Here is a 15,736-nt window from a genome sequence, read left to right on the forward strand (position 1 = left end):
TTTTTTGATTTAGAGAGCGAATCAACGCTTCACCGACTCCGCCAACGGATACACCGACTCCCATCCCCCGCCCAACGCCTTGTACAACCCGACCATCGCCAGCGAAACCCCGGTCGAGCTCTCCACAAACTGCTCTTGCGTCGCCAGCAAAGCGCCTTGCACCGTCAGCACATTAACGAAATCCACCACGCCTTCCGTGTATTGCTGCTGCGCAGTGCGCAGGGCGATCTGGTTTTGGCGGACGGCTTCGGCGAGACTGTCGCGGCGCAGTTGGCTGGCGTTGTAGGTGCTCAGCTGATCGTCGATTTCATGCCAGGCGCGCAGTACGGTTTGCTGGTAGGCAATGGCGGCCTCCTGTTGCTGGGCTTCACGCAGGTTCAGCACACCGCGCAGGCGACCGCCATCAAACAGCGGCAAGCTGAATTGTGGGCCGATGCCGAATGAACGCGAGCCCCACGAACCAAAATCGCTGAGCTGCATGGCTTGCGAGCCCAGGTTGCCCGACAAGGTAATCCGTGGATAGAAATCACCCTTGGCCACACCGATGTTCGCAGTGGCAGCATGCAGTTGCGCTTCAGCCTGGCGAATATCCGGACGGCGTTCAGCCAGTTGCGATGGCAGGCCGATTGCGACCTGGCGTGGGGTTTTCGGCACGGGCGCGTCTGTGGATAACTCGGCGTGCAGCGCTTGCGGCGGTTCGCCCATCAACAGGCTCAAGGCGTTGATCAGTTGCGACTGCCGCTGCTCCAGCGCAGGCAGCCGCGATTCGATGGCGGCGACTTGGGCGGCGGCCTCGGCAACGTCCAGGTCGGTGGCAACGCCGTCAGCCAGACGCAATTGCGAGAGTTTCAAACTGTGGCGGGCGACCTCGAGGTTCTGCTCGGTGACGGCCCGAGTGCTTTGCACGCCGCGCAGTTGAATGTAGTCCTGAGCGGTTTCCGCCAACACCGATAACAACACACCCCGACGATCGTTTTCGGCCACCTCAAGCGTAGCGTCGGCAGCTTCGGTTTCGCGGCGTACACGCCCCCAGAAATCCAGCTCCCAAGACGCGGAGAAGCCGGCGTCCCACAAGTTGAATGCCGAATCACCGTTGTGACCCGAGGGATCGTTCAAGCCTTCGCCGCTGTTGCGTTTGCGTCCATAGCTGCCCGTCGCGGCCGTGTTGGGGTAACGGTTGGCCGTGATCACCTGGCGCGCGGCGCGGCTTTGCTGCAAGCGGCTGCTGGCGAGTTTCAGGTCGAGGTTGTCGGTCAGGGCGCGCTGGGTCAGGGAGGAGAGTTTTGGGTCGTTGAAGACTTCCCACCAGCGCTCGTTCATGTCGACGGAGACCGCCTCACTGGCGGCGGGTTTGGCGGGTTTTGACCATTCGGTGATTTGTCGGGCTTGAGGTTTGTGGAAGTCGGGGCCGACGGTGCAGGCTGACAGGCTCATGATCAGCAAGGCGCAAAAGGTCAGTTGAGGCCACCGGCCAACAAAAATCTTCATCGCTGAGCCACCTCATGCGACGCGGCACTCGCCGTATCAATACTCGCCTCCACCGACATCCCCACGCGCAGCCGCGAGGCCAATGCCTGCCCAGGTTCGAGGACGATTTTCACCGGGATACGCTGCACCACCTTGGTGAAGTTACCCGTGGCGTTGTCCGGCTTGATCGAGGCAAAGGTCACGCCCGTCGCCGGGGCGATGCTCTCGACGCGACCATTCAGCGCCTCGCCGCCAAGACTATCAACCCGTACCTGCACACCCTGCCCAGGCTGAACGTTAGTCAGCTGAGTCTCTTGAAAATTGGCCACCACGTAAGCCTGTGCCAGCGGCACTACCGCCAGAATCTTGCTACCGGGCGTCACATAAGCGCCGACTCGCACAGCGCGCTCGCCGACCATGCCGTCCTGCGGCGCGACAATGCGCGTGTAAGACAACTCATAGCTGGCGATTTCCAGCGCGGCTTGCGCCCGTTTCAGTCCGCCTTCCGCCGCATCGCGCTGGGCCGTCAGGATGTCCACTTGCTTGCGCTCCGCCGCCAGCACCGCCATCGCGTTGGCCAACCGCGCATTGGCCTGATCGATGCGCGTGCGCGCTTGCTGAGCATTCTGCACCGTGCCAGCCCCGACGCCGGCCAGGTGGTCGTAGCGATTCAACTCATGCTCGGCGAAAGCCATTTCAGCCTTGGCCGACACCACCGAGGCTTGAGCCTGAGCGATCACTGAGACTTGGCGCTCAAGGGTCGCGCGGGCATTTTGCAGCTGCGCCCTGGCTACCAGGGTTTCGGCGTCCGCCGCCTGGGCCGCGGCGCGCAGATCACGATCGTCGATCAGTGCCAGCAACTGCCCGGCCTTGACCTGCTGGTTGTCGTCCACCAGCACCTCCTTGATAAACCCGGCCACGCGCGGGACTACCAGCGTGAAGTCCGCCGAGACAAACGCGTCATTGGTTTTTTGCTGCGTACGCGGACCGAAAAGGCCGGGTGTCAGCAGGCAAATCAGCACACTGACCGCCACTACTACGGCGACACCGACAGCTATCTTTGGCTTGGTTTGAGTCGTCATAAAAACCTTCTGTTTCAGTGAAGCGTTCAAGTCGACGCGCGCGGTGGATACATCCGCGTCGGCAGCCAGAAAATCAGCAGGATCAACGCCAACGCGACGCCCGCCATGCACAGATAAAGATCGGAAGAAGTCAGCACCACGGCTTGCTCGTGCAGGCGATGGGCGAGGCCCGCGCTGTCGCGGTCGGCCAGGGGCGAATTGCCGAGGTTGTCCACCAGCATCGTCGAGTGAAAATGCAGCCTGGCGGTGGTCAACGTCTCGATGACGCCGGTCGCAATGACCGCTGACAGACCTTTCACCGTGTTGAACCAGGCCGAGGCGAACGGCCCTTCCATCGGCGAGATGCTGCCGGTCGACAGCATCAATAGCGGCAGGACGGCCATGGGCTGACCGAATATCTGCAGCAGTTGCAGCGCGTAGAAATCGTCGCGAATCCATGCTGACGTCAGCTGCGAACCACCGACGCACGACAACGCCAACAGGCTCAAACCCGCGCCCAACACCCAGCGACAATCGACCCATCGCAGGTTGCACAACGCCGCCACCAACGGCAGCGCAATCAACTGCGGCAACGCCGCCAACAGCGTGATCGGCGCCGTCTGCACGGGCCGGTAACCCTGTACCTGAGCGAGGTAAGAGGACGGAATGATGATCACCGCCAGCAGTATCACCAGCACCCCGGCCAAGGTGATCAAAGCAAACGAGAGGTTGCGGATGCCCAGCATCTGCATCTTGAAAAACGGTATCGGCTGCGACCATTCATTGATCAAAAACAGCACCAGCAACACCAGGCCACCGCCGAGCAATCCACAGATCAGGCTCGACTCGAACCAGTCCAGCCGATTGCCTTGCAAGATGCCGATCACCAGCATGCAGATCGCCGAAAATCCCAGCAGCAGACCGCGCCAGTTGAAGTGCTTGAAGCGCTCCAGACGTAGCGGGTCCTGGGGCAAACCATAGGCCACCGCGCCCAGCGCCAGCAGGCACGGCACGATGATTTGCCAAAACGTCCACTGCCAGCCGACATACTCGGTCCACAACCCGGCCAATGGCGTGCCGAGACCGGGCCCGAACGTGGCGGTCAGCGCATAGCCGGCCAGGCCATAGAGCTTCACATTGGCCGGCAGGAACCGCAGTGCGACGGTCATCAGCATCGGTGGCAATGCACCGCCGGCCAGGCCTTGCAATGTGCGCAGGATCAGTAGGCTTTCATAGTTCGGGGCGAACGGACACAACAGGCCCAAGAGCGTGAAGACGCTGATGGCGCACAGGGTGAATCGCCGTAGCGAGAACGTCACCGCGCACCACGGCGCAAACGCCATCGCCGCCACCGAGGTCGCGGTGTAGCTGGCGACCAGCCAGGTGCCTTCGTCGTAGCCAATGGCCAACGCGCCGCGAATGTCCGCGAGGGCCACCTTGGTCACCATCTCGTTCAGGCCCGACACCAGCACTGCCAGCAACACCCCCATCAGCCCGATGATGATCCGCGGGCCGAAGACCGGTGGCGTGACGGCGGCTGGAGGGGGCGCGGCGAGGGGCGCCGTGACCGTGAGGGAAGTCATTACGGCTTGCTCCGGGGGTTGAGTACCGGGGCATTTTAAAAAGCGTGGAGCCTGACGAAAACTGACTTGTCGACAGGTTATAAGTGCGCGAGACGCAACAATACACCCCCCCCCTGTAGGATTGGGGGTTGCTTCAGGTGGGTTGTGCGGCCAGCCATGTTTCGTCGCAGCAGGCTTTCAGGGTTTCACGCAGCCAACGGTGAGCTGGATCATTGTCAAACCGTGGGTGCCAGGCCTGGGTCAGCATCAGGGTGGGCAGCGGAATCGGCAGGGTGAACGAGCGCAGTTTCAAGCCCAGGCGGCGCACGCTCAGCAACGCCTCTTGGGGCACCGGCAGAATCAGATTGGAATCAGGCAGTGCGAACATTGCCGCATGGAAGCTCGGCGCAATCACCGCCACCCGACGCTCCAGTCCCAAGGCGTTGAGGGCCGTGTCGATCGGCCCACGGGCAATGCCACGGCGCGACATGCTGATATGTGAAAAACCGGCATAGCGCTCGGCGGTAATCTCTTCCTCGAACAGGGGATGGTCCTCGCGCACCAGACCGACGAAGTGTGTCGAGAAAAGGTTCTGCACTTTCACTTCCGGCATGACCGGACGATTGTTGCTGACACTCAAATCGATCCGCCCTTCGCGCAACGCTTCATCATCGCCATCGCCTTCCGGCACAAAGCGCAATTCACAGTGCGGTGCCTGGCGCTCCAGGGTGTCGAACAGTTTGCCGCCATAGACACCGACGAAAAAATCATTGGCGCGGATACTGAACCGGCGGCGCAACGAACCGAGGTCCACTTCATCGGCTGAACGAAACAGCAAGGCGGCCTGCTCGACCACGTCACGCACCTGCTCGCGCAGTTCCAGCGCCTTGGGCGTTGGCACCAGACCGCGCCCGGCGCGCACCAGGATCGGGTCACCGATAGCTTCGCGTATCCGGGTCAGCGTTCGGCTCATCGCCGCCGGGCTGAGGTTCATCCGCCGCGCAGCGCCAACCACGCTGCCCTCGTCAAGCAAGGCGTCGAGGGCGACCAACAGGTTCATGTCCGGGAGTTGCATGCTGAGCACTCATGGCTGATCTGGATTGATTCAGACGCAATGCTAGCAAAACATCTCCCATTGATGTGTTGGCTGGGCTGGCCCCATTAATGTCAGACCAGACACCACAACTCTTACCGCTGCATCCCCCAGCGCTTAATGGTCACCCGCTCCAACGAATCAAACACCAGGTTCTCCACCAGCAACCCAATCAAAATCACCACCGCCAACCCGGCAAACACCTTGTCGGTGTAGAGCTCATTACGGTTCTGAAAAATATACCAGCCCAACCCACCCTTGCCGCTGGTCGCGCCAAACACCAACTCCGCAGCAATCAACGTACGCCAGGCAAAGGCCCAGCCAATCTTCAACCCGGCAAGTATCGACGGCAATGCTGCCGGGATCAGGATAGACAGCACAAACCGCATACCCTTTAACCCGTAATTACGACCCGCCATGCGCAACGTTTCCGACACGCCGAGAAACCCGGCATAGGTGTTCAAGGCCAACGCCCACAGCACCGAATGCACCAACACAAAAATCAGACTGTTCTGCCCCAGGCCGAACCACAGCAGCGCCAACGGCAACAAGGCAATCGCGGGCAACGGGTTGAACATCGACGTCAATGTACTCAGCAGATCCCGACCGAACTGAGTCGACACTGCCAACGTGGTCAAGGCAAACGCCAGGACGATGCCGATCAGGTAACCCTTGAGCAACACCACCAGCGAAATCCAGACCTTGCCCAACAACTCGCCACTCAGCAGGCCGTCGTAGAGCGCGCTGGCGGTTTGCAGAAAGCTCGGCAGCAACAGGTCGTTGTTCTGCACACGGGCCACCACCTCCCACAACACAGCGAGCAAAATCAGGATCAGGCTTTTACGAATCCAAGCCTGCTGCCAGAGGCGCTGACCAAGCGGCAATTCACGCTCCAGTGGGACGCTGGTCAGCGGCTGCAAAACGGTTTCAAACTCTTCACGCGCAGATGATAAATGGCTCATCGGGCAATCCTCTCAATGGCTCAATAAGCGATGCGAATGTCGGAGAAATCCAGCTCACGCTCGGTTTCCGGTGACTGGCCTTCATCGAACAATAACCGATGAATCCGTCGCGCCGATTCCTGAAACGCCACGCCGCCCAGGCTGTGCAAATCGTATTGATGGCTGTGGACTTCCGCCCGCACCCGGCCCGGATGCGGCGACAGCAACAGAATGCGATTGCCCACCACCAGCGCCTCTTCGATGGAGTGGGTGACGAACAGCAGCGTGAAACGCACCTCTTCCCAGAGCAGCAGCAATTCTTCCTGCATCTTGCGGCGGGTCAGCGCATCGAGGGCGGCGAAGGGTTCGTCCATCAGGAGGATTTTTGGTTGCATCGCCAAGGCGCGAGCGATGGCGACTCGCGCTTTCATGCCACCGGACAAGGTATGCGGATAAGCATCGGCAAACGCCGCCAGACCGACCTTTTCGAGGTAGTGCAGCGCCCGCTCTTCTGCTTCTTTACGCTTCAGAGTCTTGGACGCCAGCAGCGGAAACATCACGTTCTGTTTCACGGTTTTCCATGGAGGCAGTTGATCGAACTCCTGGAACACCACGATGCGGTCCGGCCCCGGAGCATGTACGGTTTGCCCTTGAAGACGGATCTCGCCCTCACACGGCTGAATGAAACCGGCAACCGCCTTGAGCAAGGTCGACTTGCCACAACCGGACGGGCCGAGCAGCACATAGCGGTCCGCCGGATCGATTTCAAAACTGACTTGATGGGTCGCTCGAACCACACGCTGCGGCGTGCGGTACTCGAGGCTGACGTTGTCGACCGACAGCAGCGCCTGGGCTGCGACGTTCGGTTTGCTGACCGTGTGGCCTTGCAAAGGGGCGTTCATTTCGATCAGCTCCCTTGCAGTGGCTTGGCGTCCTGGAAGAAGTAGTCCTTCCACGAATCCGGCTTGTTTTTGATCGCACCGACGCGGTAGAGAAACTCGGCCAGCGGATACGTATTCTTCGGCGTGACGCTGAATTCGAACTGCGGGTTGTCGATGATTTTCAGCAACGCGGTGCGGTCGATTTTCGCCTTGGTGACGCGGATGTAGGTGTCGGCGGCAGCGCCTTTGTCGTTCTGGGCAAACTCCGCCGCTTCGGTCAGCGCCGCGATGAAAGCCTTATAGGTTTTCGGGTTCTCGTCGCGGAATTTCTCGGTGGCGAACAGCACCGTCGGCGAGTTCGGGCCGAGCACGTCGTAGGAGTTCAACACCACGTGGACGTTGGGGTTGGCCAGCTCCTGATCCTGGAACGGCGGGTTGGAGAAGTGCCCGGACAACTCGGTGCCCCCGGCCACCAACGCAGCCGTAGCATCCGGGTGCGGCACTGCAATGGTGTACTTGTCGAGGCGATTGAATTCCTTGTCACCCCACTGCTTGGCGGCCGCGTATTGCAGGAAACGTGACTGCACCGACACGCCCACCGCCGGCACCGCAATCCGGTCCTTTTCGGTGAAGTCGGCAATGGTCCTGACCTTGGGATTGTTGCTCACCAGGTAGTAAGGGAAGTTGCCAAGCGAGGCCACGGCTTTGACGTTCTGCTTGCCGTGGGTGCGGTCCCAAATGGTCAGCAACGGGCCGACACCCGCGCCAGCAATATCAATCGAGCCCGAGAGCAGCGCATCGTTGACCGCCGCGCCTCCCGACAGCTGAGTCCAGTCGACCTTGATGTCGATGCCTTCCTGCTTGCCGTACTTCTCGATCAGGTTCTGATCGCGTACCACGTTGAGCAACAGGTAAACGATGCCGAACTGCTCGGCGATGCGTATTTCACCTTCGGCGTGGGCCACGGTCGGCGCCACCAGGCTGCCGGCGATCAGGCTGAAACCCAGGCCGACGGCAGCCGCCAGCGGTGCAAAGGGAAGACGTTTGGACATGTGAGTTCTCCGACAAATCAGAAAGGCGCGTCGCCCTGAATGGTGGTGCGATACAGCTTGCGGCGCAGATGGCTGGGGCATCCGGCGGCGAGGTGGATCAGCGAGCGGTTGTCCCAGAACACCAGGTCATGCGGTTGCCACTGATGGCGGTAGATGTTTTGCGGCAGCACGCTGTGGGCGTAGAGCTCGGCGAGCAATTGCTGGCTCTCGTCATCCGGCAAACCGACGATGCGGGTGGTAAAGCCTTCGCTGACGAACAACGCCTTGCGCCCGTTTTCCGGGTGCGTGCGCACGATGGGATGAACCACTTCGGCGACTTGAGCCAGTTGCTCCGGCGTGAGGGTCGGGCGCCAGTTGCCTTCGAATTTGGTTTCGCTGTAGCGCGCCGTGTAGGAGTGCGCCGCAGATCGGCCTTCAACCGCTTTGCGCAACGCCTCGGGCAGGTTGTCCCAGGCTTTGTGCATGTCGGCGAACAACGTGTCGCCTCCCTGGGACGGCAGCTCTTGGGCGTGCAACATCGAGCCCAGGCTGGGCAGTTCTTTATAGGAAAGGTCCGAATGCCAGAATTTGCCGGCGTCACCGAGGCCGATGGATTGGCCGTTTTCGATGATGTTGGAAACGATGAGGATTTCCGGGTGGCCGGCCAGCAGGAATTGCTTGAGCACGTGGATCTGCAACACGCCGAATCGACGGCTGAAGGCAATCTGCTGCTCGGGGGTGATGCGCTGGTCGCGAAACACCACGACGTGATGATCCAGGTGCGCGCGATGGAGGCGGGCGAAGTCCTGGTCATTGATCGAGAGAGACAGGTCGAGGCCGATGATTTCGGCACCGACGGCGCCGCGGAACGGGCGAATATCGAAGGGTTGTGGCGCGATGCGGTTGGTAGCAGACACAGCTGACATAAAAATCACTCCCACGCACGGCACGCTCAAGGGCGCGCGCGTCGATCAAGAAACTCACGGAGGTCCCGTGTTGGTTCGTGTCGTGCGGCGCGCCGATTGGTCGGCAGGTACGCAGGAGAGTGACTTTATAGGTATAAGAATCGAAATTTAAATACCATTAATGAATAACGATATGGCTTTTAGGGATGTGCTGTTTTTCAGGCCTGACCGCGAATTATCGCTCGTGCAACGCCTCAGCCCGCGCCCGAATAATCGGCTTGAGCAAATAGCTGAGCACTGACTTCTTGCCGGTGATGATATCCACCGACGCCACCATCCCCGGAATGATCAGCAACGGCTTTTCATCCGTGCCCAGGTGGCTGCGATCGGTGCGCAGCTTGATGATGTAGTACGTGGTCTTCTTGTCTTCATCGGTGATGGTGTCCGCGCCGATCTGCTCAAGCTTGGCCTTCAACCCACCGTAGATGGTGTAGTCGTACGCCGTGAACTTCACCGTCGCTTCTTGCCCCGGGTGCAGGAAGGCGATGTCTTGCGGGCGAATTTTCGCCTCGACCAGCAAGGTGTCGTCCAGCGGCACGATTTCCACCAGGTCACTGCCCGGCTGAATCACGCCGCCAATGGTGTTCACCAATAGCTTGTTGACGATGCCGCGGACTGGCGATGCCACCAGCGTCCGACTGACCCGGTCTTCCAGCGCTTTGCCAGTGGCCTGGGCCTTGTTCAGGTCGGTGCGTGCTTCGTTGAGTTGAGTCAGGGCTTCGCTGCGGAATTTACCGCGTGTCTCGTCAATCTTGCGCTGCACTTCCTTGATCGCCGATTCGGCACGAGGGATCGCCAGTGTCGTGGCATCCAGTTGTCCGCGCGTCTCGACTTCGGCACGCCGCAGACGCAGCACTTCAACCGGCGACACGGCGCCCTGGGCCACTAATGGCTCGGACATATTGATTTCCTGGCGTTGCATACTCAGTTGCTGGCGATACTGCGACTGTTTGGAGGTGAACTCACGCAGCTCTTGCTGACGCTGGATCAACTGCTCCTGCAAACCACCGATTTCATCGTGCAGTTGCTGACGACGGCTGGTGTACAACGACTCTTCGCTGGCCGCCTGAACGGGCACGGCTTTGAGCACGTCCGCCGCGAAATTCAGCGGACGGTCGTCGACTTCCGCGCTCAAGCGTTCCACCCGCAGCAGCATCGACAAGCGATCCGCTTCGGTCTCGCCGACATTGGAAGCGAAGCGCGTGTCGTCGAGGCGAATCAGTGGAGCACCGGCCTCAACGATCTGCCCTTCCTTTACGAACAGCTCGGAGACGATACCGCCCTCAAGGTTCTGGATTTTCTGGATCTTGGACGACGGAATCGCCTTGCCATCGCCCTTGGTGACCTCATCGATCACGGCGTAGTTGGCCCAGAGCATCAGGAACACGAAGAAGGCGATGATCGCCCAGATCGTCAACCGCACCACGCGTGGGGCGTCTTCGATGAGGGCTTTGTTGACCTCGGGCAGTGGCTGGCCATGCAGCGAATCGGAGCCTTTGAAGTAACGACCGATCGCACCCTTGAAACCCGACTTAAGCAACACTGATCTGCCCCTTCTTCAACGCTTCCATCACGGCGGCTTTCGGGCCATCGGCGAGAATTTGTCCACGGTCGATGACAATCAGGCGATCCACCAGCGACAACAGTGAAGCCCGGTGCGTGACCAGCACCACGGTTTTGCTTTCAATCACCGCCGCAAGGCGTTGCTTGAGGCGTTCTTCGCCGGTGTTGTCCATGGCACTGGTCGGCTCGTCGAGCAGCAGGATTGGCGGATCAAGCAGCAGTGCCCGGGCCAGAGCGACGTTCTGGCGCTGACCGCCGGACAGGTTCTGCCCGCGCTCACCGACCTGCAGCTCATAACCCTGCGGATGCAGACGGGCAAACTCATGCACGCCGGCCAGTTCGGCGGCCTGCAGGACCAATTCGTCTTCTACATAACGTGCGCCCGACACCAGGTTATCGCGCAAGGTACCCGCCAGCAGCTGGATGTCCTGAGCCACGTAGCCGATGTTGTGGCGCAACTCACTGACATCGATCTGACGGATGTCCACGCCATCCACCAACAGCGCGCCGTCATCCGGTTGGTACAGCCCCACCAGCAATTTGGCCAGGGAGCTTTTGCCCGAGCCGCTGCGACCGATGATGCCGATTTTCTCGCCCGGTTTGATGATCAGGTTGATGTTCTTCAGCGCAGGGTTCTGCTGTTGCGGGTAGGTGAAGTTCATCTGCCGGCATTCGATGGCACCTTGCAGCACCTTGCGGCTCAGCGGGCGCTCTTCGAAATTGCGCTCTTGCGGCAACTCCATCATTTGATCGACCGAGGTCATGGTCACCCGCGCTTGCTGATAACGGGTCAGCAGGCCGGACAGCGAGGCCAGCGGGCTCAGCGCACGACCGCTGAGCATGTAGCAGGCAATCAGGCCGCCCATGCTCAGGTTGCCGGCGATGATCTGGTACACGCCGAAGACGATCATGATCACCCCGGCCAGTTGCTGGATCAGCAAGGTGATGTTCATCGCCAGGCCGGAGAGCATTTTCACCCGTAACTCGAGGCGGCTGAGGGTGCCGATGGTCTGCTCCCACTGGTACTGGCGTTCGCTTTCGGCGTTGTTGACCTTCACCGCGTCGAGGCCGGCGAGGGTTTCGATCAGGCTCGACTGACGCTCTGCGCCGAGGGCCATGGTTCGTTCCATGGTCGCCACGAGCGGCTTCTGCAGCGCGTAGCCGATCAGCAAGGCAATCGGGAACGCCAGCACCGGAATCCACACCAGGTGTCCGCCGAGGATCGCGATGACCATGAAGATCAGCAGCGTAAACGGCAGGTCGATCAGGCTGGTCAGGGTCAGCGAGGCGAGGAAGTCGCGAAGGCTCTGAAACTCATGGATGTTCTGGGCGAAGCTGCCGACCCGCGCCGGGCGGTACTTCATCGCCATGCCGACAATGCGCTCGAACAGAGTGGCGGAGATGATCAGGTCGGTTTTTTTACCAGCCAGGTCCAGGCACAGACTGCGCAGGCTTTTGAGGATCAGGTCGAACAGGTAGGCGCCGGTAATGCCGATGGCCAAGACCCACAGGGTCGATTCAGCCTGGTTCGGTACCACGCGGTCGTACACATTCATCACGAACAGCGGCGCAGCCATGGCAATAATGTTGATCAGGAAACTGGCGGCAATGGCGTCGGCGTACAGCCAGCGCGAACGCTTGAGGGTGTCGCGGAACCACGAACGCGCACGCGGAATCAGCGTGCCGTGATTGACGTCGAATTTGTGCTGGGGTTGAGCGAAAAACACCTTGCCGGTGTAGTCGTCGGCGAGCAGCTCGCGACTGACGACACTTTCGCCACCATCGCTTTCGCTCAGCAGCACACGCGCCTGGTCGTCACCGTGCCAGCCGAGCAGGACCGCACTGCGGCCATCCTTGAGCAACAGCAGTGCCGGCATCGCAATCGCCGGGATCTGCTCAAGCTTGCGTTGCAACACCCGACCTTGCAGGCCGGCGCGAGCGGCGGCGCGAGGCAGCAGTTCAACGCTAAGGCGTTGCTTGGGCAATGGCAGGCCGGTGGTCAACATCGCGGCGCTGGCTGGTTTCTGGTGCAGAGTGCACAGGGCGAGCAGGCCATCCAGTAAAGGATCGTCATGCAACGCGCGTGGATCATGGATGAGTTGAACCCGACTGACTTCTGATTCCACGCTCGACACTCTTGGCTAACGGTAAAAAGGGAGGACTCAATTCATCCCGGAAAGCGGAACCGGCTTCACGTCGTTCTGCACAACGGATGCCAACGATGCAACCACTCCCTGGCGCTTGAGCAACCGGCTCATGGTCGCCTTGAAACGGTATTGAGTAAATAACTGAATGTTTTCGATCTCGGCGGCTTGTTGACGCACCACTCAACTGGATGTCGAAAAACCGTCAAACGCCATTGGCAAGAGGCGTTGGCGCGACACCTGCGGAGCAAAATTTTCCCGGTGATTATGGGGCGATCCCGCTCAAGTGGTTTCGCTGTCGAAGCCTTCACGGCGCTGACCGCCCAGCAGGTCAATCCGTGAAGGTGTCCCCCTTTCGTTGCCTTTAACCGATAATCCGCGGCCAATCGACTTCTGACACCTGCCGGGATCTCCGGATGGACATCCCGTGCCTGTCGCGTGGCCTGTGTAAAGGTCTGTACCTGAACAAAGCCGGTGCTTAGAGCGATGGGTAAAGTCTCAAATCAATGCAGACGAACAATTGAGATGTCCCTGAGTTTTTTCTCGTGAATCACCGCGGCACGTGCGAACACATCGGAACATGACGCTCCGGATGACCGTATGTCGGAAAGTTCAAAACTGGAACCGGATCACCTCCGAGGGACCGCTCGTTACCCAAATATCAATGTGACATTACTGGGACGAATGTTTAGGATGGCACCCGCAAGGTCAATAGTTTGGCATATAGTCAATAGCGAAAAAAACATAGACAATTTATTGACGGATATCCGCGTCAATCTTGCGTCTACCCTTGTTTAAAAGTACGCCCGGACAGGGCCGGCCGAGTGCCATCAGATCCCTGCAAGTCAACCGAATGCGCCACCCGGAGAGTCTTCAATGAGCAGTGTTGTTGCCATCGTCAAAAGCATTGTCGGTCAAGTTTTCGCGGTGTCCCCAGAGGGCGTCCGTCGTGTACTCGTTGAAGGCGATCGGTTGCTTGTAGGCGATCAGGTAGACACAGGTGCAGCGGGCGCCGTAACGCTTGAACTGGCTGACGGCCGGACCCTGGACCTGGGTCGTGACACTCAGTGGAGCGCAAACACTCCGGACTCCAGCACCGACCTGGCAGAAGCCACCGCACAGGCCGCGCCATCGGTTGAAGAACTGCAGCAAGCCATCGTCGCCGGCGCCGACCCGACCAAAGACCTTGAAGCTACCGCGGCCGGCCCTACGGCTGCCGGCACGGGCGGCGCGGCAGGTGGCGGTCACAGCTTCGTGATGCTGGATGCCACCGCTGGCCGGGTGGACCCGACCGTGGGTTTCCCGACGGCGGGTTTTGGCACCAGCGTATTGGCAGCACAGAACCCCCTCGACGGCCAAACGGCCGACACCAATCCGAACCTGCAACGTGAGTCGACCCTGAGCGTCAGCGCTACGCCGACCATCACCGAAGCCGGCGGCGTACTGGTTTACACAGCGACCCTGACACAGGCGCCGCTGACCGACCTGAGCATCACCTTGTCCAACGGCTCGGTGATCGTGATCCAGGCCGGCCAACTGACCGGCACCGTCAGCGTGCCGTTGGCGCCGAACGACACTGTTTATAACGACCCGACCCAGATCGATGTGACCGTCACCGGCACCACGGGCGGCAACGGCATCATCGTCACGCCGCCGACGACCCCGGCCTTGACTCAGGTCACCGACACCGTCGACACCACCACGGTTAGTTTGACCGCAGGCGCCAGCGTCACCGAAGGCGGCGTGATCACCTACACCGCGACGCTGACCAACCCGGCTCAGACCCCGGTGACCATCACGCTGTCCAACGGTTCGACCATCACCATCGACGCCGGCAACACCACGGGCACCGTCAACGTGCCGACCGCTGCCAACGACGTCTATAACAATGGCAGCACCGTCACCACCACGATTACCGGTGCCACGGGCGGCAACTTCGAAAGCCTGGTGCCGAGCACCACGCCGGCGGTCACTACCATCACCGACTCCCGCGACGACACCGGCCTGAGCCTGTCGGCATCGACCGAAGTGGCCGAGGGCGGTCAGATTCTGTACACCGCAACCCTGACCAATCCGGCCGGCACGCCAGTCACCGTGACCTTGAGCAACGGCGCGGTCATTACCATCGCGGCAGGCGCGACCACCGGCAGCGTGAGCGTCCCGGCACCGGCCGATGATGTCTATAAAGATGCTGGAAAAGTCGAAGCGACCATCAAGGACGCCACCGGCGGCAACTTCGAAAACCTGGTGACCAGCCCGGCAGCGGCGGTAACGGAAGTCACTGACACCCTCGACACGTCGACCGTCAGCCTGACAGCGAACAGTACTGTGGTTGAAGGCGGCACCGTGGTTTACACCGCATCCGTTACCGCGCCCGTCACCGGTTCGCCGGTCGTCGTGACCTTGTCCAACGGCCAGACCATCACCATCCCGGTCGGTGAAAGCAGCGCCAGCGTCAACTTCACTGCACCGAACGACGCCCTCGCTGGCGGCGGTTCGCTGAGCGTGAAAATCGATGACGCCAAGGGCGGTAACTACGAGAAGCTGGATGTTGACGGCAAGTCGGCGGACACCTCGGTCACCGATACCCAGGACACCACCACCGTTAGCCTGACCGCGACCGATTCCGTCGCTGAAGGCGGTTCGATCGTTTACACCGCGACCCTGACCAACGCCGCCAGCACCCCAGTGACCGTCACCCTGAGCAACGGCGCAGTCATCACCATCGCGGCCAACGCAACCAGCGGTTCCGTAACCGTTAAAGCACCGGCCGATGACGTCTACAAAGACGCCGGCAAAGTCGAAGCGACCATCAAGGACGCCACCGGCGGCAACTTCGAAAACCTGGTGACCAGCCCGGCAGCGGCGGTAACTGAAGTCACTGACACCCTCGACACGTCGACCGTCAGCCTGACAGCGAACAGTACTGTGGCTGAAGGCGGCACCGTGGTTTACACCGCATCCGTTACCGCGCCCGTCACCGGTTCGCCGGTCGTCGTGACCTTGTCCAACGGCCAGACCATCACCA

11 protein-coding genes and 1 pseudogene are annotated in these 15,736 nt (G+C 60.6%); 1 reads left to right on the forward strand and 11 read right to left on the reverse strand.

Annotated features, from left to right (window positions below):
* Nucleotides 1-21: 21 nt before the first annotated feature.
* From J2X66_RS29505 to J2X66_RS29555, 11 genes and pseudogenes are all read right to left on the reverse strand, one after another.
* Complete coding sequence (locus tag J2X66_RS29505) at nucleotides 22-1,488, reverse strand: efflux transporter outer membrane subunit (protein WP_310272062.1); 1,467 nt, start codon at nucleotides 1,486-1,488, stop codon at nucleotides 22-24.
* Entirely contained in the window at nucleotides 1,485-2,549 is a 1,065-nt protein-coding gene (locus J2X66_RS29510; protein ID WP_310272065.1) for an HlyD family secretion protein, read from the reverse strand. Before J2X66_RS29510 ends, J2X66_RS29505 begins: the two co-directional genes overlap by 4 nt.
* A 26-nt stretch (nucleotides 2,550-2,575) precedes the next feature.
* Nucleotides 2,576-4,111, reverse strand: a complete 1,536-nt coding sequence (locus tag J2X66_RS29515) for an MFS transporter (RefSeq protein WP_310272069.1) — start codon at nucleotides 4,109-4,111, stop codon at nucleotides 2,576-2,578.
* Between the two features lie 133 nt (nucleotides 4,112-4,244).
* A complete protein-coding gene (locus tag J2X66_RS29520) occupies nucleotides 4,245-5,165 on the reverse strand; it encodes a LysR family transcriptional regulator (protein WP_310272073.1) in 921 nt (306 codons plus the stop codon).
* A gap of 113 nt (nucleotides 5,166-5,278) precedes the next feature.
* Nucleotides 5,279-6,145, reverse strand: coding sequence for an ABC transporter permease (locus tag J2X66_RS29525; RefSeq protein WP_310272075.1), 867 nt, complete (start codon nucleotides 6,143-6,145; stop codon nucleotides 5,279-5,281).
* A gap of 20 nt (nucleotides 6,146-6,165) precedes the next feature.
* Nucleotides 6,166-7,026 (reverse strand): ABC transporter ATP-binding protein, encoded by an 861-nt coding sequence (locus J2X66_RS29530; protein WP_310272078.1) that lies wholly within the window; start codon nucleotides 7,024-7,026, stop codon nucleotides 6,166-6,168.
* A gap of 5 nt (nucleotides 7,027-7,031) precedes the next feature.
* On the reverse strand, nucleotides 7,032-8,057 hold the full coding sequence (locus tag J2X66_RS29535; protein ID WP_310272081.1) for an ABC transporter substrate-binding protein: 1,026 nt from the start codon (nucleotides 8,055-8,057) through the stop codon (nucleotides 7,032-7,034).
* 17 nt (nucleotides 8,058-8,074) lie between these two features.
* The gene (locus tag J2X66_RS29540; protein ID WP_310272084.1) at nucleotides 8,075-8,962 is read right to left on the reverse strand and encodes a TauD/TfdA family dioxygenase; all 888 of its coding nucleotides are present in this window, start codon (nucleotides 8,960-8,962) and stop codon (nucleotides 8,075-8,077) included.
* A 214-nt stretch (nucleotides 8,963-9,176) separates the two neighbouring features.
* Nucleotides 9,177-10,544 (reverse strand): HlyD family type I secretion periplasmic adaptor subunit, encoded by a 1,368-nt coding sequence (locus J2X66_RS29545; RefSeq protein WP_310272087.1) that lies wholly within the window; start codon nucleotides 10,542-10,544, stop codon nucleotides 9,177-9,179.
* Complete coding sequence (locus J2X66_RS29550) at nucleotides 10,534-12,690, reverse strand: type I secretion system permease/ATPase (RefSeq protein WP_310272090.1); 2,157 nt, start codon at nucleotides 12,688-12,690, stop codon at nucleotides 10,534-10,536. Before J2X66_RS29550 ends, J2X66_RS29545 begins: the two co-directional genes overlap by 11 nt.
* A 36-nt stretch (nucleotides 12,691-12,726) precedes the next feature.
* Nucleotides 12,727-12,882 (reverse strand): annotated as a pseudogene (locus J2X66_RS29555) (channel protein TolC); the annotation flags it as partial.
* Nucleotides 12,883-13,584: 702 nt separating this feature from the next.
* On the opposite strand from J2X66_RS29555, the gene J2X66_RS29560 reads away from it, so the two are divergent.
* Nucleotides 13,585-15,736: retention module-containing protein (locus J2X66_RS29560; RefSeq protein WP_310272095.1), on the forward strand; the 2,152-nt coding region annotated here is incomplete at its 3' end.

Origin of the sequence: Pseudomonas sp. 3296 (genome assembly GCF_031456615.1) — a bacterium.
Taxonomy (GTDB): Bacteria; Pseudomonadota; Gammaproteobacteria; order Pseudomonadales; family Pseudomonadaceae; genus Aquipseudomonas; species Aquipseudomonas mucoides.

What these genes read in the sequence shown, in the direction of transcription:
- J2X66_RS29505 (WP_310272062.1), bottom strand. Translation starts at nt 1,488, where the DNA reads ATGAAGATTTTTGTTGGCCGGTGGCCTCAACTGACCTTTTGCGCCTTG.
- J2X66_RS29510 (WP_310272065.1), bottom strand. Translation starts at nt 2,549, where the DNA reads ATGACGACTCAAACCAAGCCAAAGATAGCTGTCGGTGTCGCCGTAGTA.
- J2X66_RS29515 (WP_310272069.1), bottom strand. Translation starts at nt 4,111, where the DNA reads ATGACTTCCCTCACGGTCACGGCGCCCCTCGCCGCGCCCCCTCCAGCC.
- J2X66_RS29520 (WP_310272073.1), bottom strand. Translation starts at nt 5,165, where the DNA reads ATGCAACTCCCGGACATGAACCTGTTGGTCGCCCTCGACGCCTTGCTT.
- J2X66_RS29525 (WP_310272075.1), bottom strand. Translation starts at nt 6,145, where the DNA reads ATGAGCCATTTATCATCTGCGCGTGAAGAGTTTGAAACCGTTTTGCAG.
- J2X66_RS29530 (WP_310272078.1), bottom strand. Translation starts at nt 7,026, where the DNA reads ATGAACGCCCCTTTGCAAGGCCACACGGTCAGCAAACCGAACGTCGCA.
- J2X66_RS29535 (WP_310272081.1), bottom strand. Translation starts at nt 8,057, where the DNA reads ATGTCCAAACGTCTTCCCTTTGCACCGCTGGCGGCTGCCGTCGGCCTG.
- J2X66_RS29540 (WP_310272084.1), bottom strand. Translation starts at nt 8,962, where the DNA reads ATGTCAGCTGTGTCTGCTACCAACCGCATCGCGCCACAACCCTTCGAT.